Genomic DNA, 24568 nt, shown 5'->3' with positions numbered 1-24568 from the left:
TCAGCGGGGCGCGGTGGCGCGTTCGAGGAATTCGATCAGGGCCGCACGGTCCGCTTCGCTGCCGATCGTCTGCTCGGGCATCTTCGTCCCGGGCGTGTAGCGGGCGGGACCGATCTCGAAGAGCCGCGAGACGGTCTCGGGTGTCCAGACGAGGTCCATCCGCTTCAGCGAATCCGAGTACCGGTAACCGGGCACGCTGGCGATCCGGCGGCCGAACAGGCCGGCCAGCGTGGGCCCGGCCCGCTCGCCCTCGTCGGACGTGAGGGTGTGGCAGGCGACGCACGCCCCGAACACCTCGGCGCCCCGGCCGCCCTGCCGGACAGCGAGGGGATCTGCCGGGCGCCGCATGATCAGCGCGCCGATCGGTTCGCCGCTCTTCGCGTCCCAGCGCCGGACGAGGCGGTCGCCGCCGCCCGTGACGAGCTCGGCCCCGTCCGGACGCCACGCGAGCGACCAGACCGGTAGGCCGGGTCCGACGAGGCGCAGCTGGACCTGGCCGGTCGCCCGGTTGACCACCGCGATGGTCCCGCCTGCCGTCGCAGCCGCCACCCTGGCTCCGTCCGGAGACAGGGCCAGGGCGATCACCGGGTTCGGGCCGAGCTCGGCAGCGGCCCGGACCGTGCCGTCGGTGCGGACGAAGCGGAGGATCGCATCGGCCCCGGCGACCGCGATCTCGCCGTCCGCAGCCACCGCGACGGCATTGAGGCCCGTGGGTGCGGTGGCAAGGACCTGGGATCCGCCCTCCGGGGGCCAGATCCGCACCGCCCCGTCGGCACCGGCCGTGACCGGCGCGCCGCCCGGCAGGAAGGCCACCGCGTTCACCGGCCCGCGGTGCGGATCGAGCGACCGGCTGTCCTCACCGGAGAGCGACCAGATCCGCGCCGTGCCATCCCACGAGCCGGAGGCGAGAGACAGGCCGTCCGGCGAGATCGCGAGCGCGACGATCGGGCCCGTATGGCCCTCGAGCACCCGTTCCGGCTCCGCGCGCCCGAGGCGCCAGAGGGCGATCCGCCCGTCCTCGGAGGCCGTGGCGAAACGGCCGTCCGGAAGCGCGGCGACCGCGTTCACCGCGCCGTCGTGGAAGCGCAGCACGCCGAGCGCGGCACCGGTCTCGATGCTCCACACGATGGCGGATTGGTCGAAGCCGCCCGAGATTGCGAGGCGGCCGTCGGCGGTCACGGCGAGCGCCCGGACCGGGCCGCCGTGGCCGCGCATCTGCGCGCGGGCCGGGGCGCCGCAGAGCAGCAGGAGAGCGATCACACCTAGGATCCGCGCGAAGCTGGTCATCGAGGCTCGGCTCTGGAGGGGCCGCCCACCATAGCGGAGCGCCGACCGGCCTGTCGCGGCGGTTCCGGCGGTCATCGATCGCCTTCCGGGCGCGGATACGGCGCGCGGCATTGCCGGGGCGGTGCACAGGTCGAATCCTGATCATCACTCCGGGATGACGCATCGCTCCGGCGATGATCCGAACCGCCTCCGCGTCTCTGTTGCCGCTCCGGGACGCGCTGCCCCTGCTGTGCGGCGCCGGCGCGCCCTTGACGCGCCGATCGGCGATCAGCGGGGTGGCGGACCGGACTGACGTCGACGCGCGATGTACCAGAGGGCAAGAACCACGACGGCCACAATCAGGCTCAGCCAGACCCAGTTGAAGTCGATCGCCGCGGCCGTGGCCGCGCCCGAGCTGGATTGCGCGGGGCCCGTCTCCGAGATCGGGGGTGCCGGGTGGGTTTGCTGTGCCAGCGCGCCCTGAAGGCTCGACGCCCAGATCAGGCCGGTGAGAACGGCGCTTCGCATGATTTTCTCCCGGGCGAGGCGTGGACGCTAGAGGCGGGACTTCCCGGAGCGGAACGCCGGCGCTGCTTCCAGTTGCGCCCGCGTCAGGCGGATTTCGGCGCGCCAGGGCTTCTCGCCGACGAGGACCGTCGCCGGCGTGCCGCTGGGTCGCTCGGCCCCCGCGGAGCCGGTCGCTTCGGTCACGCGCCCGCTATGCTGGTTCTGAACCGCACCGAGGGTATCGCGGGTGGTCCGCGCGCCCGGCATCGTGTCCGGCCCCACCCGCGCGGCCGCCTCGGCGCCGGGCGCGGTCTCGGGCGTGACGATCGAGCTCGGGCCGCTTGTCAGCGACACATCGCTGAAATTCCAGGCGATCTGGTCGAAGGGGAGCGCTACGGATTTCTCGCCCAATCCCAGGAATCCGCCGACCCCGATGATGACGGCCCGGACCTGACCACCTCCGTCGACCAACACGTCCTCGATCTTTCCAACCCCCACGTGGTCCATTCCAATCACCGGAACCCCGATCATCTGCGAGGCCGATATGGTTCCGGGCTCGGGGCCTTCGATGAACCGAGCCGCGGGGGCATCCGACTGCGCGGACGGCGATGCCGCCGCAGGCAGCGCGGCGGTGACGAGGAGGACACCCAGCATCCTGGCTTTGAGAAGGGCACCGCGCATCCCAGGCTCTCTGAACTCGTGCCAAAACAGACACGACGAGAACAATGGACTGTGCCCTTGGGTTCATCGACGGTGCGGCCGGCGGCCCGGCGATCGTGCCGACCGCGATCGAGGCCTTCGGAAGGCCTGCTGTGACGAACGCCCGATCAGGCATGTTCAGCTGACACCAGCGTCAAGAGCCGTGCATCAATATCGGACTTCGCGCGGCGAAGGGCCCGCAAGGCTGGAAGTCTGACGCACCGATGTCTAAGGGCTCGTGGCGTAGCGCTACAGGCGCCAAGATCCGCCTTCTGCGCTGCGGCGATGCCGTGTCCGGCCCCTATACCGCCAACCCGTCCGAGCGGGATGTGCCCAGAGCTGCCGAATGCTCGTCGGAGCGGTCAAGGGCGAGACTATCGGCAGCTCATCCCCATGCGGCGTCCTGCGGCGGCGATAGAGCCAGTCTCGCGGATAGCTTGTAGTGGGGCGGCTTTGCCCGGTCCGAGCAAGGGTCGGCTACCAATTCAACCCGGAGGAGGATTCCCGCTCTTTCAAACCTTGTACGCATTGAGTGGCGGCTACCACAATGTTCGGTGCCCCATCCGTCACCGGAAGCATGATTAAGGGCAGCCGGTCTAACCCGCGCTGTCATCGATCGATCGGGGCTCCTGCGGGATCATGGCGCTGCGTTCCGGCTGTCTGGCGGCCTTCCTGATCGGTTGAATGTAGCTTTGCAACACGGTCAGGCCGTCCTCGGTGATGGCCCATCGGCGCGTGCCATCTGCGGACTGATCGGGAAGAGGCGCGATCAGGCCACGGCGGGACAGAGCTTTACACTGGTAATCCTCAAGGCCGTACTGCCGAGGCCCCCGGGAGAGGAGCTTGAGTCGATAACGCGCGCTCACGGTGAGATGTAATGGTTCCACTGCCACGACGGCATTCCCTCTCCCGAACGCAACTCTTCGGATGCGCTTGTTGGTCAGGATGCCTCATTGCTCGCAGCTTTGTCGACCTTGATCAGCCACTTAACTCGCAAACACATGTTGCGAAATGCACTCGGAAACAGCGGTCGAGCCGAAGATCGCAGAACCGCAGCCCGTATGATCAGCCGCGCCCAGTATATCACGGATCTGCAGCCACCGTGTCACGATTTGAGGCGGAGCCCTGGAAATAATTCGATTTTCACCGTCGGTGTTGGTGTGCCGAATCCGACAAACAGGTCATTAAATACTTACAATCGATATTCTTACGAAGGTACCTTCGATTATCTGGAACACTTCTGGCTTGTCGCTCCATCGCAGTTAATCATCGACATCGTACGCAGCGGCGGCGTTGCTGTTCCGTTCCTCTTGCCCAATACTGCCACTACGTTATGGCTTGCGCAGGAGGGAAGGCTTCGGGCGGCATGGCATACTTTAACCTCAACCCGGCCGAGCATTGAGTCGAGCGGTTTGAGGACGGCGAGGCCCTATGCCGACGGGCCTCGATCGCAAGTAAATCGGCAACTTCCTTTAAGTGAACACTCTATGAAAGCGTGATGTCCCTAGAATGCATCGCATGGCAATCCGCCATCCGGATGTGCTTTCAAGGTCAAATCGCGGGTGTCGATTCTCGTCTGGGGGCTCGCTTCAGAGACAGGCGGAGTCGTCAACATCGTCAGCCAGAACACGCCCGTCGCGAGCCCGAGAGCGGCCAAAAACATACTTGCTCGTCGCATCGATCGCCTCCGTCAGACTCCATGCTCCGTCTGATTTATTGATTTCATGATCGATCAGTGGTGTCGATCGGGCTCATATCAGCATGGAATGCAGAGGCGCGCAATATAGAGATCTATTTCTGAACCCGGATAAATTATTCCTATAGAACCGTGGTCGATGGACTTTACGCGCCTGCGTCTGCATAGGAGCGAAGCGTTGATTGCCTTCCTAAGCATCAGCAATCTGAGACCGCCTGAATGCTAGCGCTTCCGCAACGATATCGCTTCAGCAAAGCACTGGGAGGGCAACGTCGTACGGCCGCCAGAGCGGCGAACGACCGCTTCTAAAGCCGAGCCTCTCCAGCGCAGTGCGGCTGAAGTCGCGCCGCCAGAGCGTTGAAAGGGCATCCGGGTCGGAGCAATTCAGATCTTCAGCGCTGCGGAGGACTATCCTCCGCCACAGGTTCACGCACGTCACACGACGCAGGGCTGAGTCGCACGGTTTCGCGTGAGCCAATTCCGCGGCTCTGCGGGGCTTGTCGCAAACGCAGACGGCCCTTCGTTCACAGGTCGTTGGTCATACCCGCTCACGCAGATCCTGGCTTTAGGGTCGACCCCTGATGTGCTCCTCACAGGGAGCCCGCGATGAAGCAGTCCAAAAGCCCTGCGTGAACCCAAACCGTCCGACTCAGCTCATTCCGAAAACGCTCTCGCGTCTGAACGACGGTCCAGACCGGCCTGATCCAGGGACGTGGCGGCCTCCCTCCGAAGAGAAGCCGCCGCGCTCACACGGCTCTGCGCGCGGCCCCGCGTCCGGAGAGCCCGCGGCGCTGTGGCCGAGGCGTGGGCGGACGGTCCGCCGCGGCGAGGTCGTCCAGGATCGGGCAGTCCGGCCGTTCGTCGCCGCAGCAGGCGCCCGCCAGATGCTCCAGCGTCCGCGCCATGCCCTCCAGCTCGGTGATGCGGCGGCGCAGGTCCGCGATCTGCTCCTGCGCGATGGCCTTCACGCCGGCGCTCGGCCGGTCCCGGTCACGCCAGAGCGCCAGCAAGTCGGCGATCGCGTCGACGCTGAAACCGAGATCGCGGGCGCGGCGGATGAAGCGCAGCGTGTGCAGGTCGGCCTCGCCGTAATGGCGGTAGCCGGATTCGGACCGCGCGGCCGGCGGCAGCAGGCCGGTCGCCTCGTACCAGCGGATCATCTTGGCCGAGACGCCGGTGCGCCGTGCCGCCTCGCCGATCGTCAGGAGCGCCGCGCTCATACGGTCCTCGGGGTGAGCGCCGCCGCCTCGGCAGGGGTCGGCCGCCCGCCGGCCCGGCGCAGCCGCAGCGCGTTGCCGAGAACGAAGACGCTTGAGAACGCCATGGCGCCCGCGGCCAGGATCGGCGACAGGGCCGGGCCGCCGAACGGCACCAGCACGCCCGCCGCGACCGGGATCAGCGCGGCGTTGTAGGCGAAGGCCCAGAACAGGTTCTGGCGGATATTCGCCATGACCGCTCGCGAAAGCGCCAGCGCCTCCACGAGAGAATCCAGGCTCCCCGACATCAGCACCACGTCGGCGCTGTCCACGGCGATGTCGGTGCCGGTCCCGATGGCCAGCCCGACATCGGCCTCGGCGAGCGCCGGCGCGTCGTTGATGCCGTCGCCCACGAAGGCCACCGGCCCGTGCGCCGCCCGGAACCGCTGGACCGCCTCGACCTTCCCGCCGGGCAAAACCCCGGCGGCCACGTGGTCGATGCCGAGGCGTTCGGCGACACAAGCGGCGGCGCGGGGATCGTCGCCCGTCACCATCGCGACGGTGAGGCCGCGCGCTTTGAGCACCGCCACCGCCTCGCGGGCGCCGGTTTTCACGGGATCGGCCAGGGCCAGCACGGCGGCGTGGCGGCCGTCGAGGACCAGATGGACCGGGCTCCGTCCCGCCCCGGCCAGCCGTTCGGCGCGGTCGGCGAGGGCCGGATCCAGCACGACCCCGAGCCGGTCGAGATAGCGCGGCGCGCCGAGTGCGACGGCCCGGCCGGCCACGCGGCCGGAGATTCCGAATCCGTCCACCGCCTCGAAGCTGTCCGGTTCGGGCACCCGGAGGCCGCGCTCGCGGGCGGCCGCCACGACGGCACCGGCCAGCGGGTGTTCCGAGCGGGTCTCGAGGCCGGCCGCCAGGGCCAGAACCTCGTCCGCCGCGACGCCGTCGGCCGGTGCGAGATCCGTGACGCGGGGCTGCCCCTCCGTCAGGGTTCCGGTCTTGTCGAGGGCGACGACCCGCACGTCGCGCAGGCGCTGCAGCGCGGCGCCGTCGCGGAACAGGACGCCCCGCGAAGCCGCGCGCCCGGTCCCGACCATGATGGCGGTCGGCGTCGCCAGGCCCATGGCGCAGGGGCAGGCGATGATCAGCACCGCCACCGCGTTGACCAGCGCCGTCCCCAGCGCGGGCGCGGGCGCGAGCAGCAGCCAGGCCAGGAAGGTCGTCGCGGCGATCCCGATCACCGCCGGCACGAACCGCCCGGTCACCCGGTCGACCAGCGCCTGGATCGGCAGCTTGCCGCCCTGGGCCCGCTCGACCATGGCGGCGATCTGCGCGAGCACAGTGGCGCCCCCGACCGCGTCGACGCGCAGGTCGAGGCTGCCGCGGCCGTTGAGGGTGCCGCCGACCATCCGGTCGCCCGGCGCCTTGCGCACCGGCGCCGGTTCCCCGGTGATCATGCTCTCGTCGACATGGCTGGTGCCGGAGGCCACGACGCCGTCGGCGGCGACACGCTCGCCCGGGCGTACCCGGACCACGTCGCCGACGCGCAGATCGGCGAGCGGCACCTCGGCCTCCGCGCCGTCCCGGACGACCCGGGCGGTCTTCGGCGCGAGGTCCATCAGCCGGGCGATGGCCTGCCCGGTTCGCCCCTTGGCGCGCGCCTCCAGGGTCCGGCCGAGCAGGATCAGCGTGACGATCAGCACGCTGGCCTCGAAGTAGAGATGAGCCGCGCCCGCCGGCAGCAGGCCGGGCGCCAGCGTCGAGACCAGCGAGTAGAGGTAGGCGGCCCCAGCCCCGAGGGCGACGAGGGCGTTCATGTCCGGGCGGCCGCGCAGCAGCCCCGGAATCCCCTTGAGGAAGAACCGCCGACCGGGCCCGGCGAGGATCACGGTGGCCAGGACAGCCTGGATCAGGGCCGTCACCACGCCGCCATGCAGGCCCGGCAGGACGTGGCCGCCCATGTCGAGGATCACCACGGGTGCGGAGAGGAGCGCCGCGGCGATCAGGTCGCGGCGCAGGGCCCGGCCCTCGGCGTCCTGCCGGGCCGCCGGGTCGACCGGCTGCGCCCCATCGACGGATCGCGCCGCGTAGCCCGCCGCCTCCACGGCCGCCACCAGATCGGCCATCGCCACGACGCCCTCGGGATGGCGGACCACGGCGCGCCCGGCGGCAGGTTGACGCTGGCGCCGGTCACGCCCGGCACGGCTGCGAGCGCCCGCTCGACGCGGTCGACACAGCTCGCGCAGGACAGGCCCTCCAGCGCCAGCAGGCTCTGCGTCTCGGGAACGGGGTAGCCGGCATCCGCCAGCGCCGCCGCGGCGTCGGATGGCCGTGCGCCGCCCCCCAGGACGAGGCTGGCGCGGTTGGTGGCAAGGTTCACCGCCACGTCGCGGGCGCCGGGCAATGCCGCGAGGACGCGCTCGACGCGGCCGACGCAGGAGGCGCAGGACATGCCCTCGACGGGGAGGGTCAGGGCGACGGGGTCCGACATGGCGGCGGTTCCGTTCGAAGCTTCCAGGCCCAGTGAGATGGGGGTTCCCATCATGGGAAGGTCAAGAGGCGGGACTGACGCCAGAGCGATGCCCGGCAACGCGCAGGGATTTCCCAAGGCAATGGTTGTGAAATCGGCCATGTCCGGCCAGAGTCCGCCAGCAACCTTGCGGACAACAGGGATGACCGAGCCGCTCACGATCTATGGCGACCCAGGATCCGGGAACTGCCTCAAGGTCAAATGGGTCGCGGCCCATCTCGGCATTCCCGCGACGTGGCGCGATGTGGACGTGCCGGGCGGCGGGACGCGCACGCCCGAGTTCCTGGCGCTGAACCCGGCCGGGCGCGTGCCGGTCGTGGTCCTGCCTGACGGCGCGGTTCTGTCGGAATCGAACGCGATCATCGTCTACCTGGCGGAGGGCTCCCCGCTCATCCCAGAGGCACCGCTCGACCGCGCCCGCATGCTGCAATGGATGTTCTGGGAGCAGTACAGTCACGAGCCCTACATCGCGGTCCGGCGCTACCAGCTCCACTACCTCAGGCGCGCGCCCGAGGATCTGGATCCGAAGCTCGCCGAACGCGGCGCGGACGCGCTGCGGCTGATGGATGGGACGCTCGCGCACTCCGCCTTCATGGCAGGGGACGCCCTGACGCTCGCCGACGTGGCGCTGGTCGCCTACACCCGCATGGCGCATGAGGGCGGCTTCGATCTCGGACCGTATCCGGCAGTCCGCGGCTGGATCGGGCGCGTCGAGGCGAAGCTCGGGATCGGCGCCTATGCCTGATCGGCCGCCGCCGGGAGCGGCGCGGCGGCGCCGTATTCCGGCAGGCTGACCCGCACGACCGTCCCCTGCCCCACGGCGCTCTCGATGGCGAGGCGGCCGCGATGGCGGTTGAGGCTGTGCTTGACAATGGCGAGCCCGAGCCCGGTGCCACCCCGCGCCCGGCTCGACGCGACATCGACGCGGTAGAAGCGCTCGGTCAGGCGCGGAATGTGCTCGGGCGGGATGCCCGGCCCGTCATCGGAGACCGACAGGATGATGCGGCGGCCGAGCCGGGCATCCTCCTCCCGGGCCAGCCCGACGCTGACCTGGCCACCGCCGTATTTCACCGCGTTCTCGATCAGGTTCTCGATCACCCGGGCGAGCTCGTCGGCATCACCGGGCACTGGATAAGGGCCGGCCCCGTCCTCGAACCGGATCGACGCGCCGCGGGCCTCGGCGGGCGGCCCCTGGGCGTCGACCATCTGCCGCGCGAGGGCTCCGAGATCGACCACGGCGGTCGGTGCCACGTGCTCGCGCAGCTCGATCCGCGACAGCGAGAGCAGGTCGCCGATCAGCCGCGTCATGCGCAGTGCCTGAACGCGCATGATCTCCAGGAAACGCGCGCGCGCCTGCGCATCGTCGCGAGCCGGCCCCTGCAGGGTCTCGATGAAGCCGATCAGGGTCGCGAGCGGCGTACGCAGCTCGTGGCTGGCGTTGGCGACGAAATCGACCCGCATCGCCTCCAGGCGCCGGGCCGAGGTCAGGTCGCGCAGGAACAGCACGGCGCTGACGCCGGACCCGTCGGGCATCGGCAGGGCGCCGATCTGGACCTCGAAGGTCCGCTCCAGGGGAATCCGGGTCGAGAAGGCGATCCGGCGGGGCATGCCGGAACTCAGCACCGCCTCCACGCCGTCGAGGACCTCCGGGTCGCGCAGGGCGAAGGACAGCGGCCGGGCCTGGTGCAGAGCCGGCAGGAGCGCCCGGGCGGCGGGGTTGGCCTCCACCACCAGGGTCCGCCGGTCCACCAGGATCACCGGGTCCGGCACGTGGGCGAGCAGCGCCTCGGCGACCGCGCTGCGCGGCGCGGCCGCGGCCGGCCGCGGCGGCGACAGCGCCCGGTCGCGGCCGGCCAGCCAGCCGCCGAGGCAGACCGCGCCGAGGCCCGCGAGGATCAGCGGCAGGTCGAGGCGCCCGGCCAGGGCGGCCGCGAGCCCGAACAGACCGGCCGCGATCGCGGCGCCCGTCCAGGCCGGGGAACCGCGCAGGCGTTCCGGAAGCGGGCGGTCGGGCATGGCGGGCCGGCCGATCCGATCAGCGGGGGCCGGACTCGTCGTGCCACGCCCGGCCGGACGGGCCGGCGGTGCCCTCCGGCGGCCCGGGATCCCGCGCGCCGCCCGCGCGCTTGACGATCTCGTACAGGCCGAGCATCGCCAGGGCGGTCACGAACGGAACCACGTAGTAGCAGCCCCGGAATAGGAGCAGCGAGGTCAGCACCTCGTTGCGCGGCAGGCTCGACAGGGCGAGCAGGATCGTCGCCTCGAACACACCGATGCCGCCCGGCGCGTTCGACGCGATGCCCAGCATGGCGGCGAGCACGTAGATCGCCAAGAAGGTGGTGAAGGCCAGCGTCGTCTCCTGCGGCAGCAGGACGTAGAGCACGGCCGCCGCCGCGCAGACGTCGCCGATTCCGACGATCATCTGGCCGATGGAGACCGAGGCGCCGGGCAGCTCCAGGCGCCAGTGCTTGACCGTGATGCTGCGCTTCTTGGCCGAGACCCAGGCGAGGTAGCCGAGCACCAGGGCGAGCGCCGCGAGGCCCACGCTCTGGTTGATCCGGATCGACGTGAAGGCGAGCCCGGCGAGCTGGCCCGCCTCGATGATCAGGCTCAGGCCCAGCACCACACCCATGCCGAGCCAGAAGGTGAATCCGGCGATCACCGTGAGCGCCGCGATCTTGGCGGTGGACAGGCCCTGCCGGGCGTAGATCCAGTAGCGGATGGTGCCGGCGGTCAGCAGGGGAAAGCCGAGGGTGAAGCTCACCGCGTAGCTCGTGAACGAGGCGAGCGCGGTGATCCGGTACGGCACCTTGATCCGGAGCTGGCGCAGGGCCAGCGCGTCGTAGCCGGTGAGGAACAGGTAGCTGATGCCGACGAACAGGAAGGCCAGGCCGAGTTGCTCGAACGTCGCCGCCTTGATGGCCGCGTGGACCTCGGCCCAGCTCACGCTCTGGACGAGCTTCCACAGCACGCCGAGGGAGACCGCGAACAGCACGATGCTGGCGGCCGTGCCGATCCAGGCATAGCGGCTGCGCCGGCTTTTCCGCGGTACGGCCGCGGGGTCGTGCTGGACCGGCTCGGCCTTCTCGGCCGCGCTCCGGTGCTGTCCCTGAAAATTCATGCCGTTCGGCGTCCGCCCTTCCGGCTGCGCGGCCCGGCCGCAGGGCATCAGCCCGTGCCGGAGTCTCCCGGACCGCGGCCCGTTGCCCCGCATGTAGGCCGAACGGGCGCGCAAGGCCAGGGAAGGCGCCGCCCGGACCGACGTTCTATCCTCAACGAGCCGTCCGACCGAGGATTGCGGCGGCCTCGGCGAGGCCTTTCCGGATCCGGGCCGGGACGTCCGGCGAGGTGCAGACATAGGTCGGGCTCGGATGCGGCACCCGGATCACCGGCAGGCCCGGCCGGATCGCCGCGACAGCCGGCGCCGCCTCGCCGGCGAAGCGGCCGGCCAGCACCGCGACGGCTAGGCGCGGCAGCAGGTCGAGGAGCGGGGCCAGATACGGCGCGGCGGCCGCGACCTCGGCCCGGCGGGGGGCGCGGTTGAGGGCGCCCGCTTCGTGAATCAGCCAGGGCACGACATTCCAGATCAGCGTGTCGGCCCGGGCGATGCTGGCCTCGGCGAGGAAGCGGAACAGGTTGGCGGCGGTGCCGTTCGCGCTGTCGCGGGTGACGAAGCCGGTGCGCAGCACGGCCGGGCCGGGCGTCTCGAGGAGGAGGAGCATCCGCGCCCCGACGCCGCCGTCCAGGGGGTCCGGCACGGGGACCGGCGCCCCGCGTTCCGCCGCGATCCGGTCCGCGAGCGCCCGGATCGGCGCGATGTGCGGCGCCCCGATCAGGGCGCGGCGCGCCGCGAGGGCATCGGGATCGGCCAGCGCCTTCGGCGCCTGCGGCTCAGCCTTCATCGAGACCCGGGATCGCCGCGCCGAGCCGGCCCGAGAGGCGGAAGCGCTCGATCCCCGCCTCGCGGGCCAGGCGCGCGTTCAGTCCGGCCTCGCCGCCGAACTGGAAGCCGATCTGGCTGGCATAGGCTGCGCAGGCCGCGCGCTTCCGGGCCTGCGCGTCCGGATCCAGGCGCATCTTCGCCTCGGCGAGGGTGGCGAACAGGCCGACGAGGGGCTCCTTCGGCGCGTCCTCCCGCACCGTATAGGGGAAGTCGCGCCACCACAGGATCGGCGCCGCGACGTCCAGGCTTCGGAGCGCCCGGACGACCTGCACGTGATCGACATGGCCGCCGATCGCCTGGGGCGCGAGGAGGAGATCGGGGCTCTCCGCGGCGATCAGGCCCGCGAGCGCGGGTGCGAGCTCGGCCGCGATGCCGTCGTCGGCGCGGGTGTCCGAAAAAAGCTCCGGCGCCGAGCCGTAGCCCCGGTGCGGCGCCTCCCGGAACGGCAGGTGCACGGGCGGCGCGATGCCGAGCGCGGCGGCGGCGCGAACATCCTCATCCCGGCGCAGAGCCATGTAGTCGACATCTGGCGCCAGACCCTTGTCGAGCTGGCAGGCCAGCGCGAAGCCTTGCGGGTCGGCGACGCTGCCGGTGAACAGGGTCGCCATCACCACGCGCCAACCGGCCTGCGCGAGGCTCGCCAGAAGGCCGCCGCAGGAGAAGGCCGCATCGCCGAGATGGGGCGAGAGGGCGAGCGCGGTGGGCATGGTTCAGGGTCTATCGGCTGGTGCGAGCTCCAACCCGTCACCGCACCCTAAGGCGCCGGAGCGCAGCGGAGGCCGCGGGTTGGATATCCAAGACTGAAGCGCCTTCAGAGCAGATGCGGCTCGGCGCGGAACCGGCAGGTCGGATCGTGGGGCAGGTCCGTCGCGAAGTCGGTGGCGGGCCGTTCGTCGCGCACCCGGGCGTAGACGTCCATGATCTGCCGCCCGACAGCATGCCAGGAATAGACCCGCCTGCACTCCTCCAGGCCGGCGGTCGCCAGGCGGCGGCGCAGGCCCGCATCCGTGATCACCCGGGTGAGCGCGGCGGCCTGCGCGGGCACGTCGCCGGGATCGACCAGCAGCCCATTCTCGCCGTCGCGCAGGCAGTCCGAGACGCCGACCGCGTGGCACGACACCGTGGCGAGCCCGGCCGCAAGCGCCTCCAGGATCGTGTTGGAAAACCCCTCCGCGTAGGTCGGCGAGACGAACACGTCGGCGCGCCGGTACAAGTCGGGCACGGAGCCGTATTCGGCGTAGCCCGTGAAGGCGATCTCGCGATCCGAGAAGGCCAGCTCCGCGGCGAGTGCCCGGGCCGGATCCACATCCGGTCCGATGCCCGAGATCGTTGCGGCGAAGGGCGTGCCCTGCTCGCGCAGGATCGCCAGGGCGTTGATGAAGTCGAGCACGCCTTTCCGGCGGTCGACCCGGCCATGGTAGAACAGCCGCACCGGCCCGGCATGAGGCGCGGGCAGCCCGTCGGGCGTCCCTTGCGCGAAGCGGTCGGTGTCCACCGCGCCGGGCACGATGGTGAAGCGGGCGGGATCCGATCCCAGCCGCTCGCAGACCTCGTCCACGAAGGAGGCGCCGCCGATCAGCAGCGCGTTGGCGTGGGCCAGGACCTCGCACATGGCGACGCGGTGCGTCTCGCAGCACGATCCGACCCAGTGACCGTCGCCGCCCTGGATCGAGACGACGCTCGGCACCCCGAGCTTGCGCGCCGCGAGCAGCACCGCCCAGCCGGTCGGGTAGCCGTACTGCGCGTGCAGGACGTCGAAGGGCTTTTCGGCATGCTCTCGGCCGATGGCGTCCACCATCGTGTCGATGTCGCGCTCGAAATCGCCGGAGGTCTGCTCGCCGAGCTGCTCCAGGCCGATCACCCGCACGCCCGGCACCGGCGGCGGCGGCCCGCCGCCGTAGACGCGGGTGCCGAAGGCGTCGCCCCGGTACTGCGAGATCATCGTCACGTCGTGGCCGGCATCGACCAGCTCGCGCAGCAGGTTCTGCGCGTAGACGCTCATGCCCGATATCGCCGGGAAGTAGCGACGGCTGAGGAAGAGGATTCTCATCGTTGCACGCGATGCGGAGTGCGGGCCGGTCGGAATCCCCTCCCCCTTGCGGGGAGGGGTAGAGGTGGGGGTGGTGCAGGAGGCACCCGATCGCTCAATTCTGCACCACCCCCACCTCCGGCTCCTCCCCGCAAGGGGGAGGAGAGGCGGGCCGCCATCCTCACGGCCATTGCCGCCGCGTCTCCTGCTCGCCCGCCAGCACCGGGCCAGGGCGCCGGCAGCCACGGAGGTAGTCCAGCGCCTGAGGGATCATCACGTCGGCCCGGTGGCTCTCGCGGGACAGCTCGACGCAGATCAGCTTGCCGAAGCCGACCTCTTCCAGCGCCTCCAACACGCCCGGCACGTCCATGTCGCCCTCGCCGAAGGGCAGGTGGATGTGACTGCCGCGCTTCATATCCTCGATCGCCACAGTGCCGATCCGGTCGGCGAATTCCCGCACGGCCGCCGCGGGCTCGCGCTCGCCCGTGACGAGGCAGTGGCCGGTGTCGAGGGCGAGCGCGAGCCCCGGCACGTCGAGGGCCGCATAATCGCCGAGCGTCTCGATCAGCATGCCGGGCTCCGGCTCCAGACACGGCACGACCCCGGATTCGGTGGCGAAGGTCGCGACCTCGTGCAGCCCCTCGACCAGCCAGCGCCGGGCCTCGCCATGATCGACGCCGGGCTTGGGCACGCCGGCCCAGAACGACACCGCCTCGGCGGAGAGCATGGCGCCGATCTCGACGGCCCGCTTGAGGAAGCCGACCCGGCGGGCGCGGCCCGCGGCGTCGGCCGTCACCAGCGTCGGCTCGTGCTTGGCGTTGGGATCGAGCAGGAAGCGGGCGCCGGTCTCGATGACGCAGGTCAGCTCCAGCTTCTCCAAGAGACTCGCCACCCGGCCGGCCTCGGCCGCCCAGGTCTCGGCGAACGGATCGAGGTGGTGGATGTCGAGCGTCAGGGCCACGCCATCGTAGCCCGCCGCCTTGATCAGATGGAGCGCGTCGCCGAGGCGGTGGTTGGCCGCGCCGTTGGTGTTGTAGGCGAACCGGAGCGTCACGCCGCCCTCCCCTGCCGTTGGGCGAGGCGGAACGGCGCATGGTGCGATTCCGGCTCGCGGTACAGCGGATAGTGCCGACCGACGATCGTCTCGGCCAGGGCCGTGTCGAACAGCGGCTGGCCGCCGAACCGCTCCAGGGCCTCCGGCGTGAGCCGCACCGGGCGCAGGGTCTCGCTCTCGGTGCCGAAGCGGATCAGCGGGTGATCGCGGTCGAGGAGCTTCTTCGTGTTGCGCTCGCCGATCCGGTAGTAGCTCATGGTCTCGACCTCGAGCCCCGGCACGATCGCCTTCACGACGCCGACCCCGCCGCCGGATGGGGTGCAGTCGACGTAGAGGACATCGAACCCGGCCTCCAGCAGCCGGTCACAGGCGATCTTCCCCCGGGCATGGCCGTCGGCGGCCGGGGTCGAGGGCAGCTCGGCGAACCGCTTGGTGCTGCGCTCGGAATAGACCGTGTCGGCCAGCACGCCGCGCAGGTCGGCCGCCGGCATCTCGATCCATTCGAGCATCGCCTGGAGAGCGCGGCTCTCCTCCAAGTCCAGGCTGGGGAGCGCCTTCTGGATGAACGCGTCGACGTAGCCGGGCGGCGTCACCGTGGCGGCCATGTCGAGGGGACCGTGCCCGAAGGTCTTGCGCACCCGCGCCGCCTGGAACTCCAGCAGCGCCTTGCGCAGGGCCCGCTCCCGGTCCGGATCGCAGGCCTCGCCGCAGGCCGAGAGCGCGATCGGTGCCGGGGTCCGCGCCGGATCCTCGTCGTAGCCGACGACGTAGAGGTTGGTCAGCCCGAACTGGTCGGTGGCGAATTTCGGCAGGGCGCGGATCCCGAGCTCCTTCAGCCGGGCCAGCATCGCGGCGTTCTCCGGGCCGATGCCGTCGAGGTCGAGCATCACGCCCTGGTCGAGGGCCCGGAACAGCAGGCCGTTGCCGTCCCGCTGCAGCAGTTCCAGCACGCCGTGGCCCAGGGCGAAGGGCACGTCGGGCCCTGCGCCGAGCCCGTTGGTGATCAGGTTGGTGAAGGGCTTGTAGCCCTCCGACAGCTCGAAATAGTCGGTGGCCGCGATGTCGAGCGGCATCAGCACGATCTCGCCCGTGGCGTGCCGCACGGACGGTGTCCATTCGAGGACCGTGTCGCGGCCGACCGGAGAGCCGGCCGGGAGGCAGAGGGTCAGCGGGTCGGCGACGGATTTGGTGCCGTAGACGCGCACGAGGTCGGCGTAGCTCGCCCGCTCCTTGGCCCGCGGCAGCACCGCGAGTGACGGCATCAAATTCTCGGCGATCTCCGCCACGGCGCCGATCAGCGCCTCGTCGTCGGTGGCGCCGTAGCCGATGCCCGACGGCATTGCGCCCACGAAGAACGGGTCGCCGAGGAACAGGGCCACGAACCAGACCGGGATGCCGGTGCGATCAAGCGGTGCCAGCGGGAAGCCGACGATGCGGCCTTCCGGCAGGACGTCGAGATAGGCCTTGACCGCGTCGGGCAGGGTCTCGGGCAGGCCCTCGATCGGCCGCTTGGCCCCGAAGCGGTAGGGTCGCGGCGCCTTGATCCGCTCGTGGCGGGCGCGGTCGTCCTGGTCGTGGAAGGCGTCTGCTTGGGTCAAGTCGTGTTCCCGTCTGCCGCGAGCCGTGCGCCATGCCCCTGCCCCCATCCACCCACCTCAGGATGAGGGCGCGGGTGAGGTGGATCGGGTCGCGGCTCGGTGTTGTGTCATCCTGTCCGGCGGTTGCTACCCCTGCCCGTAGGCGCGGGCGACGAGCCGCATCGTGTGAAGGTCTCGGGACGCCGAGTACGCCGCCCGCTCCTCGGGCCGGCGCAGGGCCGAGCCGAAGGCGCGCACCTGCTCGGTGAAGGGCGAGCTGTCGGCGTCGAAGGCGAGCGGTTCGGCGCGCCCGCTGGCGCCGTCTATGAAGGTCAGCGACCCGCCGGCCGTCTGGCCCATCGTGTTCTCGGCGACCAGCAGGCCCTTCGTGCCGACCACCTCCAGGCGGCGGCGGGGCAGCGCGTCCGGGCAATTGTAGGCGACGTGCAGGCTCGCCAGGGCACCGCCCGCGGTCCGCCCGATCAGCAGGGCGCCGTCGCCGACGGCGTAGTCCTGCACGCGGGACTGCGTGAGCGCCGCGAGATCCGTGATCGGCTCACCCACCAGGAAGTCCACGAGGTCGAGCCCGTGCGGGGCGAGGTCCATCAGGGCGCCGCCGCCGGCCTGGGCGGCGTCGATCCGCCAGTTGGGCTGCCCGGCCTCCGACCAGTCTCGGCCGAGCCAGCAGGCGTAGACGATCCGCACCGCCGTCACGGTGCCGAGCCGGCCGGCCTCGACCTGAGCGCGGATCGTCCGGTGGGCCGGGTGATGCCGCTGGTCGAAGGCCGTCCCGTAGAAGATGTTTTGCGACTCGACCGCGCGGACCATGGCCTCGGCGTCCCCGAGCGTCGCCGCCATGGGCTTCTCGCACAGGATCGCCTTGCCGGCGGCGGCCAGCGCCTCGACGGCGATGCGGTGGAGGTGGTTCGGCGTCGCCACGTAGACCGCCTCGACCTCGGGCTCGGCGATCAGGGCGGCAAGGTCGGCGTGACCGCGGGCGCCCGCCCGCTCGGCGGCCGCGCGGCTCTCCGGATTCGGATCGCTGACCGCCACCAGCCGGTGCCCGGCGGCGCGGATGCCCGGCTCCATGAAGTCGCGGGCGACCCAGCCGTAGCCGACGATGCCCCAGCCGACGGCGTCCATCACCACCGCTCCGGGAGGTCGACGAATTCGCGTACGCGCACGCGCTGCGTCTCCGACGCATCGAGGTTTTCGCCGAAGGTCAGCGTCTCGGGTCCCGGCGAGTGCAGCGGGTAGGTGGCGCGGGGGCCGTATTCCGCCTCGTAGCGCTCCGAGGGCCAGCGGATGACGTAACCGTCGCCTTCTGGCGCGTAGAGCGGGTTGAGCCGCAGCACGGTCCTCGGCTTCGGCAGGGTCAGGCCGTCGACAAGCGCGCGCGGCGCCGGGCGCATGCCGGGGCCGCACACCACCGAGAACGCCTCGCAGGTGCGCAGGGCCGCCGGCTCCTGCGGGCCCGGCGCCCGCGCCTCGACGAGCGCCCGGGTCAACTCCGCGTCGTCGTACACCAGGGCGTCGGGAAACAGCTCGGCGATCTCCTCGGCCGTCACCGCCCGTCCGGCCGAGAAGCCCGGGCAGTCGCGGTTGTGGATGTGGCTCAGCGCCAGCCAGCCGTCGTCGCCGGCATTCTGGCGGAGGCACTCGAGCAGCACCGCCTTGTCGCCGAGGAAGTAGAAGGCGTCGTTGCACACGACGAGGTCGACCGGAGCCCCGGCGATCGGCCAGTGGGCTGAGCCGGCGTCGAAGCAGACGAGCTGGGCCTTCTCGGCCACGACCCAGTGGCGCGCCACCCAGAGCTTGGCGAAGACCACGTCGGCCCCAGCGACCTTGCAGCCGCGCCGCTGCAGCTCCCGCAGGTAGTGGCCGATGCCGCAGGCGAATTCGAAGACGCAAACGGGCTCGTTCCAGTGCGCTTCCAGGAGAGACAGGCCAGCCAGGAAGGTCGGGTCGCTCCAGCGGTGCAGGAAGTAGTCGCCGACGCGGCCCCAGCCGAGGAGTTCGACCGCGTCGCGCAGGGTCGCGGTGCGGCGCTCCTTGATCAGGCGGATGATCCCGGCGGGATCGGCGGGCGGCCCGTTCCACCAATCGTCTTGATCGACCAGCAGGGCGGCCAGCGCCTCGTCGGGCTCGCCGGCATCGAGATGGGCGAGCACCCGCTCGACCAGGGCCGCGCGGTTGATCCGCAGGTACGGGATGCCGTCGATCACGGGCCAGCGCGCGCCGGTCTCCGCGTCGCGCAGGGCGTGCGGGCCGTCGGCCTTCAGCGGGTTGCCGGTGTCCGGCGATCTGAGTTCGAACGGGATCATGGTTCTCGGGGCCGCCCGGGCAGATGGGCGACCGGGTCCGGCGATCAAGGGATGCGCATGTCGGCGAGGACACGATCGTGGAAGCCCTTCACCGGGCCGGCATGGACCAGCTCCCACTCGCCGAGCACCATCCCCATCGTGGTCGAGGCCCCGCGGAGATGCTGGGCGATCTGCAGGACCCGGTCGATGCAGTCGGCCGCGTGGAAGGCGCGGCCCTCGGCGGTGGCGTCGTCGGGCAGGACCGCGCGGGCGCGCTCGACCTCGCCGCGCAGGGGTTCGCCGAGTTCATTGAGCGCCCAGGCGGTGGTGGTCGCCATGATCGGGCCCAGATGATCGCCGAGCAGCATCTCGCCAGTAAAGCCGGCATCCGGCATCGCGGCGTTGTGGAAGTGGTGGGCCATCGCGGCCAGGAACACGGTGCCGGGATCGGCCCGGTAGAACGGGCTGAGGCAGACGCCGTAGACCGCCACGATCAGGCAGTGCTCGGCGTGGTTCTCTGGCGGCTCCAGCAGGATCCGGGCGCGGCCGGGGCAGGTGACGCCCGCCCGCGGCTGCTGCGCCAGGGCGCCGACGAAGCCCGGCAGCGGCCCGGGCCGGCCGGCCGGACGCGGCGCGAGCCGCGCGCGCAAGCGCTCGCGGAGCTCCGGATCGAGCTCTCTGGTGACGGCGTCGAAGCCCGCCACCAGCACCGTGGAGGCGTCCGCGTCGGAGAGCCCCGCCGCGGTCAGGAAGGCCGCGTCGAGGTCGCAGAGGCGTGTCGCCGCGAGGGTGGTCGCGGTGATGTCGAGGGCGACGTCATCGGGCGCGGCGCCGCCGGTGAGGAGTCCCCATCCCTGCGCGAACAGCCGCTCGGCGATCGACCCCGGGCGGCCCGCCGAGCGGACGCGCTTGAGGTCGTTCATCTCGACCAGAAGGTCGCGCAACGCCTCCGGCGCGGCGGCGCCGGAGGGGGACGGGTGGTTCTCGCTCGGCATCGTTTCTTTCAGACGGCGTGCAGCAGTTCGGGTGAGGTCTTCACCGAACGCCCCAAGGACCCTTCCGGCTCGCCAACCGACGAAGGTCGAAACGCGCGCCTCCTCCCCCGTGGGGGGAGGAGCGTACATTGTGGTGCGTCAGCGCCCGTTCAGTGCACGCCCAGCCAGTCGTGGAGCATCTTCTCCTGCTTGCCGAAGGCGTGCTCCGGCCCGTGGCCGTTTTTGACCATCGGCGCCTTGAAGAAGGTCGAGAGCTGCTCCTGCACGCCGCCGTCGCCGCGCTTGTTGGCGAGGTCGAGGACGCGGGCGATCTCGATGACCAGCGGGGCGGCCAGGATCGAGTCCTTGCAGAGGAAGTTCACCTTGATCTGCATCCGCTGGCCCATGAAGCCGGTGACGTCGATGTTGTCCCAGGCTTCCTTGTCGTCGCCGCGCGGCCGGTAATAGTGGATGTGCACGAGGTGGTCCTCGACCGGGTAGCCGAGGATCGAGTCGAGCACCGTGCCCTTGGTGTTGAGCTTGGACTGCAGCGAGTTCGGGTCGTTCAGCGCCAGGCCGTCGCGGTTGCCGAGGATGTTAGTCGAGAACCAGCCGTCGACGTGCAGGGCGCGCGCCTTGAAAGCGGGGGCCAGCACCGTCTTCATCATGGTCTGGCCGGTCTTGCCGTCCTTGCCGGCCACCGGGACGTTCAGCTCCTTGGCGAGGTCCAGGAGTGCCGGGACGTCCGCGGCCACGCTCGGGGTAAAGTTGGCGTAGGGGATGCCGCTCTTGATCGCCGCGTAGGCGTAGAGCATCGCCGGCGAGATCGCCTCGTCGCTCGAATCGAGCCCCTTCTCGAAGGCCGCGGTCGAGTTCAGGGTCGGGTCGTTCAGGTCGGGCCAGCGCTCCGTGGAGGCGAGGTTCACCACGACCACGTCGCCGAGGTTGCTCTCCTTCTGGAAGCGGCGGAGGTCGTTGGCGATCACCGAGACCGCCTCGCGGTGGTCCTTGGCGACGATGCGGTTCTGGCCGTCGATGTTCTTGCAGAACTTGGCGCTGCCGACAGCCGGCCAGGGGGTGATGCCCTTCAGGACCTGGGCGCCGTTCTCGATGTCGTCTTTCGAAAGCACGCCGTGGCCACTCGCGGCCGAGGCGAGGTCGTCGCCGTTCAGGTCCCAGCCGCCGAAGACGAGATCCTTGTAATCGGCCGTGCCCGCCACGGAGAGGCCGGCGAGCGGCAGTCCGTCGAGCCGGTTCGAGCCGGATTTGATCATCTCGATGCCGGCGATGGCGGTGGTGGCGACGGCGCCCCCCATGCCAACGAACGCGACACCGACGCGGCGACCGGACTGCATGCTCATTGGAAACTGATGTCCTTGTGGGGACGCGGGTGGCGTCTTGGGACGGAGAGTTCGGCCCCCCCGGGCGGTACCTAACTGGCTCGGACGTGCGGCGTTCCAAGCCGAATGCGACAACTTTGCGCCTCCGCCCCTCGGAGCGCGGCGCGATCACGGCGTTACGGCGGCCTTAAAAAGCAGGGTTAACCCTTCGTTGACCGTGCCACGCTTGGATCACGGAGCCGTCCCATTCTGGTCACGGCCGGCGCCGATACGGCCGCCGCTTCCAAGGACCGGCCGCCAGACGCCGGGCCGACAAAGGAAAAATCTGAAGAGGACCAGTGATGGGGGTTTTCCCGGAGCCGGCGCGTTGCGCCGACGACGTGAGCCGACTCGCGCCGACCGCGAGCCATATCGAGGATGAAACCGTGGCGTGGCTGCCGCGGGCCGGACGCGGAACGGAGCGCCGGTCACTTCGCCGCACAGGCCAGAATGGGATCCGCCGGCTCTCCGGAACGCTGGTCCTGGGCCTGATCGCCGGGTTCGGCCTGCCGCAGGCGGCCTTCGCGCCGGCCTATTTCGCGCCCGCCGCACAGGCTCACGACCGGGTGGACACCAGCCCGCGTGCCGCGCAGGCGCTCGCCCGCTCCGCGATGGACGCCGCGCCGATCGAGGCCTCATCCGAAGCCTACGCCGCCTGGAGCGGACTGCCCGTTCCGGAGCAGGAGCCGGCCACCACGGCGCTGATCCAGGACAACCTCGCCGCCCTGCCGCGCGTGACCCAGGAGCAGGGCGAGGCCGCCGTCCGATTCGGCCAGCGCAGCGTGCCGGGCAAGGTGGTCGACACGATCGTGAAGGCCTCGGACGAGGCTGGTGTCGATCCCGTCTACATGATGGCGCTGGCCGACAAGGAATCGAGCTTCGACACCGACGCGAAGGCCGCGACTTCCTCGGCGCAGGGCCTGTTTCAGTTCGTCGCCCGCACCTGGCTGGAGATGATCCGCGATTACGGCGCCCGCTACGGGCTCGCCAACGAAGCCGCCGCCGTGAAGGGCCGCGGCTCCGCAATCACCGTCACGGCCGGGATGCGCACCCGGGTCCTCGGCCTGCGCAACGATCCGCGCGTGGCGGCGCTGATGGCGGCCGAGCTGATCAAGCGCGACCGCGAGCGGATCGAGGCGCGGGTCGGTCGGGCCCTCTCCACCACCGAGCTCTACCTCGCGCATTTCCTCGGCACGGCCAGCGCCGGACGCTTCCTGTCGCTCTCCTCCGAGAGGCCCGACGAGGTCGCGGGGCGGGAGTTCCGCAGCGCGGCCCGGGCCAATCGCAGCCTGTTCACCGAGAAGGCCGGCGGCAAGCGCCGCAGCCTGACCGTGGCCGAACTGCACGGGCGGATCGAGGACATGATCGACCGGCGGCTGACGCGCTACAAGGGCGTCGCGGCGGTGGCCGAGGCCCTGGACAAAACGCCGGCTCAGACCGAGGTCGCCGCCGACGAGGCAGGCCAGGCTGCGGGCAACCGCCGCGTGCAGGTCACGGAAGCGCTGCCGCCGGACGGGGTGTGAGGATCGGGTCTCCATCCTGGCGCGCAAGGGTATCGTGATTGAGGCATCACGGGCATCAGCCTGTCATTCCGGGGCCGCGCAGCGGAACCCGGAATCCAGAGCCGCCGATGCGTCAGGTCCTGACACGGGCGGTGTTTCTCGATTCCGGGCTCGCCTGCGGCGCCCCGGAAGGACGGAGCCGGGAGCGCGGCGCATCCCGAGGTTGATCGTCCGCCTCAATGCCCGCCGGCCGGCGCACCGCCGCCGAGCTTGACGCTCTTCAGGCTCAGCGCCAGCGGCACCGCGCAGGCGGCGACCATGCCCAGCACCCAGAACACGTCGATATAGGCCCAGTAGGCGACCTCGGTGCTCAGCACGCTGCCGATCCAGGCCGTTGCCTGGTTCTGGGCCTCGACGCCGACATAGCCGTGCTCGGAAAAGTACTGCGTCGCGCGTCGCATCGTCTCCTGGTAGGCGGGCTCGGCCGGATTGATGCTCTCGACCAGCCGGCTCTGATGGAACTGGCTGCGATAGGCCAGGATGTTCTGGGCGAGCGAGACGCCCATCGAGCCGCCGACGTTGCGGGCGACGTTGATCAGGGCCGAAGCCTGATCTGTCTGGTCCTTGCGGATGCCCTCGTAGGAAGCCGAGGTGATCGACAGGAACACCATCGGCAGGCCGATGCCGATATAGACCCGCGACCACGCGAAGAACGCGAAGGTCGTCGTGCCGTTGAGCCGCGTCAGGTCATACATCCCGAGCGCCACGATGGTCATGCCGGTGGCGATCAGCCATTTCGGCTGCACGTAGGCCGAGACCCGGCCGGTGAGGAACATCATGACCACCGTGACGATGCCGCCGGGCCCGAGCACGAGGCCCGACAGGGTGGCGGTGTAGCCGTAATATTCTTGCGTGATCTGCGGGATGAACTGCGTGGTCGAGATCAGGATCGCGCCGGTAAACATCATCACCAGGAAGCAGGAGCCGAACTGGCGATTGCCCAGCAGGCTCAGGTCCACGATCGGGTTCTTCTTGTTCAGGAGCCACGGAATCATGGCCGCGAACGAGACCACCATCAGCACGCCGGAAACGTTCATCAGAGTCGAGGTGCCGAACCAGTCCTTCCGCTGGCCCTCGCCGAGGATCACCTCCAGCGAGCCGAGGAACAGGGCGACCAGAACGAAGCCGACGATGTCGAAGCGGATGCCCTTGCGGGACAGGGCCCGGCGCTCCTTCTTGGCCGCCTCGCTGTCCTCGATCAGCCAGTACATCAGCCCCAGCGCGATCACGCCCACGGGGCCGTTGATCAGGAAGCACCAGTGCCAGGAGGCGTTGTCGGAAAGCCAGCCGCCGAGCGTCGGCCCGATCACCGGCGCCACGACGATGGCGACGCCGTAGAGCGCGAAAGCCTGACCGCGCTTCGCCGGCGGGAACGAATCGGCCAGGATCGACTGGGCGAGCGGGGCCATGCCGCCGCCGCCGAGCCCCTGCAGCACCCGGAACAGCAGGAGCGATTCGAGGCTCCAGGCGAAACCGCACAGGATCGACGAGATCGTGAACAGCCCCACCGACCACATGAAGAACGCCTTGCGGCCGTAGCGCTTGGCCAGGAAGCTCGAGGCCGTGAGCGTGATCGCGTTGGCCACGAGGTAGCTCGTCACCACCCAGGCCGCCTCGTCGGGCCCGACCGCGAGGCCGCCCGAGATGTAGCGGAGCGCCACGTTGGCGATGGTGGTGTCGAGCACCTCCATGAAGGTCGCCAGCGCGACCACGCCGGCGATCAGCCAGGGATTGTGGCCGCCCGGCGCCTTGCCCGAAGCGGACTTGCTCGCAGCGGACTTGCCCGTCCGCGGCTTGTCCGCGTTCGGCTTCCGCCCGGGCGCGGCCGACCCGCCCTTGGCGGCCATCGC

The 24568-nt window shown here is 70.6% G+C and carries 18 protein-coding genes and 1 pseudogene; 2 read left to right on the top strand and 17 right to left on the bottom strand.

What is annotated here, in order from left to right; genetic code table 11:
- The 5 genes and pseudogenes from M6G65_RS29395 to M6G65_RS29370 form a co-directional block, all read right to left on the bottom strand.
- Positions 1–1287, bottom strand: coding sequence for a c-type cytochrome (locus M6G65_RS29395; RefSeq protein WP_238194774.1), 1287 nt, complete (start codon positions 1285–1287; stop codon positions 1–3).
- Positions 1288–1554: 267 nt separating this feature from the next.
- On the bottom strand, positions 1555–1794 hold the full coding sequence (locus M6G65_RS29390) for a hypothetical protein (RefSeq protein ID WP_238194773.1): 240 nt from the start codon (positions 1792–1794) through the stop codon (positions 1555–1557).
- 27 nt (positions 1795–1821) lie between these two features.
- Positions 1822–2454: a PRC-barrel domain-containing protein gene (locus tag M6G65_RS29385; RefSeq protein WP_238194772.1), complete on the bottom strand. Its 633-nt coding sequence runs from the start codon at positions 2452–2454 to the stop codon at positions 1822–1824.
- Between the two features lie 2460 nt (positions 2455–4914).
- Entirely contained in the window at positions 4915–5388 is a 474-nt protein-coding gene (cueR, locus tag M6G65_RS29375) for a Cu(I)-responsive transcriptional regulator (protein WP_238194771.1), read from the bottom strand.
- Positions 5385–7858, bottom strand: a pseudogene (locus M6G65_RS29370) (heavy metal translocating P-type ATPase). Before M6G65_RS29370 ends, cueR begins: the two are co-directional and overlap by 4 nt.
- Positions 7859–8039: 181 nt before the next feature.
- On the opposite strand from M6G65_RS29370, the gene M6G65_RS29365 reads away from it, so the two are divergent.
- Complete coding sequence (locus M6G65_RS29365) at positions 8040–8642, top strand: glutathione S-transferase family protein (protein WP_238194769.1); 603 nt, start codon at positions 8040–8042, stop codon at positions 8640–8642.
- Here the strand turns inward: M6G65_RS29365 and M6G65_RS29360 are convergent.
- From M6G65_RS29360 to M6G65_RS29310, 11 genes are all read right to left on the bottom strand, one after another.
- The gene (locus M6G65_RS29360) at positions 8633–9913 is read right to left on the bottom strand and encodes an ATP-binding protein (RefSeq protein ID WP_250103211.1); all 1281 of its coding nucleotides are present in this window, start codon (positions 9911–9913) and stop codon (positions 8633–8635) included. The genes M6G65_RS29365 and M6G65_RS29360 overlap by 10 nt on opposite strands.
- Before the next feature lie 19 nt (positions 9914–9932).
- On the bottom strand, positions 9933–11018 hold the full coding sequence (locus tag M6G65_RS29355; protein WP_238194767.1) for a lysylphosphatidylglycerol synthase domain-containing protein: 1086 nt from the start codon (positions 11016–11018) through the stop codon (positions 9933–9935).
- 151 nt (positions 11019–11169) lie between these two features.
- Complete coding sequence (locus M6G65_RS29350) at positions 11170–11799, bottom strand: uracil-DNA glycosylase (protein ID WP_238194766.1); 630 nt, start codon at positions 11797–11799, stop codon at positions 11170–11172.
- Positions 11789–12547, bottom strand: a complete 759-nt coding sequence (locus tag M6G65_RS29345; protein WP_250103210.1) for a PIG-L deacetylase family protein — start codon at positions 12545–12547, stop codon at positions 11789–11791. Before M6G65_RS29345 ends, M6G65_RS29350 begins: the two co-directional genes overlap by 11 nt.
- A gap of 104 nt (positions 12548–12651) precedes the next feature.
- Complete coding sequence (locus M6G65_RS29340; RefSeq protein ID WP_308445182.1) at positions 12652–13890, bottom strand: glycosyltransferase family 4 protein; 1239 nt, start codon at positions 13888–13890, stop codon at positions 12652–12654.
- A 160-nt stretch (positions 13891–14050) separates the two neighbouring features.
- Positions 14051–14923 (bottom strand): sugar phosphate isomerase/epimerase family protein, encoded by an 873-nt coding sequence (locus M6G65_RS29335; RefSeq protein ID WP_250103209.1) that lies wholly within the window; start codon positions 14921–14923, stop codon positions 14051–14053.
- Positions 14920–16521 (bottom strand): YcaO-like family protein, encoded by a 1602-nt coding sequence (locus tag M6G65_RS29330; RefSeq protein WP_250103208.1) that lies wholly within the window; start codon positions 16519–16521, stop codon positions 14920–14922. Before M6G65_RS29330 ends, M6G65_RS29335 begins: the two co-directional genes overlap by 4 nt.
- 126 nt (positions 16522–16647) lie before the next feature.
- Complete coding sequence (locus tag M6G65_RS29325) at positions 16648–17643, bottom strand: Gfo/Idh/MocA family protein (protein ID WP_250104311.1); 996 nt, start codon at positions 17641–17643, stop codon at positions 16648–16650.
- On the bottom strand, positions 17643–18824 hold the full coding sequence (locus M6G65_RS29320) for a class I SAM-dependent methyltransferase (RefSeq protein WP_250103207.1): 1182 nt from the start codon (positions 18822–18824) through the stop codon (positions 17643–17645). The genes M6G65_RS29325 and M6G65_RS29320 overlap by 1 nt, the downstream gene beginning before the upstream one ends.
- A 44-nt stretch (positions 18825–18868) precedes the next feature.
- The gene (locus M6G65_RS29315) at positions 18869–19798 is read right to left on the bottom strand and encodes an HD domain-containing protein (RefSeq protein WP_250103206.1); all 930 of its coding nucleotides are present in this window, start codon (positions 19796–19798) and stop codon (positions 18869–18871) included.
- Positions 19799–19947: 149 nt separating this feature from the next.
- The gene (locus tag M6G65_RS29310) at positions 19948–21138 is read right to left on the bottom strand and encodes an inositol-3-phosphate synthase (protein WP_250103205.1); all 1191 of its coding nucleotides are present in this window, start codon (positions 21136–21138) and stop codon (positions 19948–19950) included.
- Between the two features lie 320 nt (positions 21139–21458).
- On the opposite strand from M6G65_RS29310, the gene M6G65_RS29305 reads away from it, so the two are divergent.
- Positions 21459–22679, top strand: coding sequence for a transglycosylase SLT domain-containing protein (locus tag M6G65_RS29305; RefSeq protein ID WP_238194759.1), 1221 nt, complete (start codon positions 21459–21461; stop codon positions 22677–22679).
- A gap of 215 nt (positions 22680–22894) precedes the next feature.
- Here M6G65_RS29305 and M6G65_RS29300 read toward each other — a convergent pair whose 3' ends face one another.
- The gene (locus M6G65_RS29300) at positions 22895–24565 is read right to left on the bottom strand and encodes a DHA2 family efflux MFS transporter permease subunit (RefSeq protein WP_250103204.1); all 1671 of its coding nucleotides are present in this window, start codon (positions 24563–24565) and stop codon (positions 22895–22897) included.
- Positions 24566–24568: the final 3 nt, after the last annotated feature.

Origin of the sequence: Methylobacterium tardum (genome assembly GCF_023546765.1) — a bacterium.
Classification (GTDB): domain Bacteria; phylum Pseudomonadota; class Alphaproteobacteria; order Rhizobiales; family Beijerinckiaceae; genus Methylobacterium; species Methylobacterium tardum.
The sequence above is the reverse complement of the archived record's forward strand: the minus strand, read 5'-3'. Positions and strand labels throughout refer to the sequence as shown.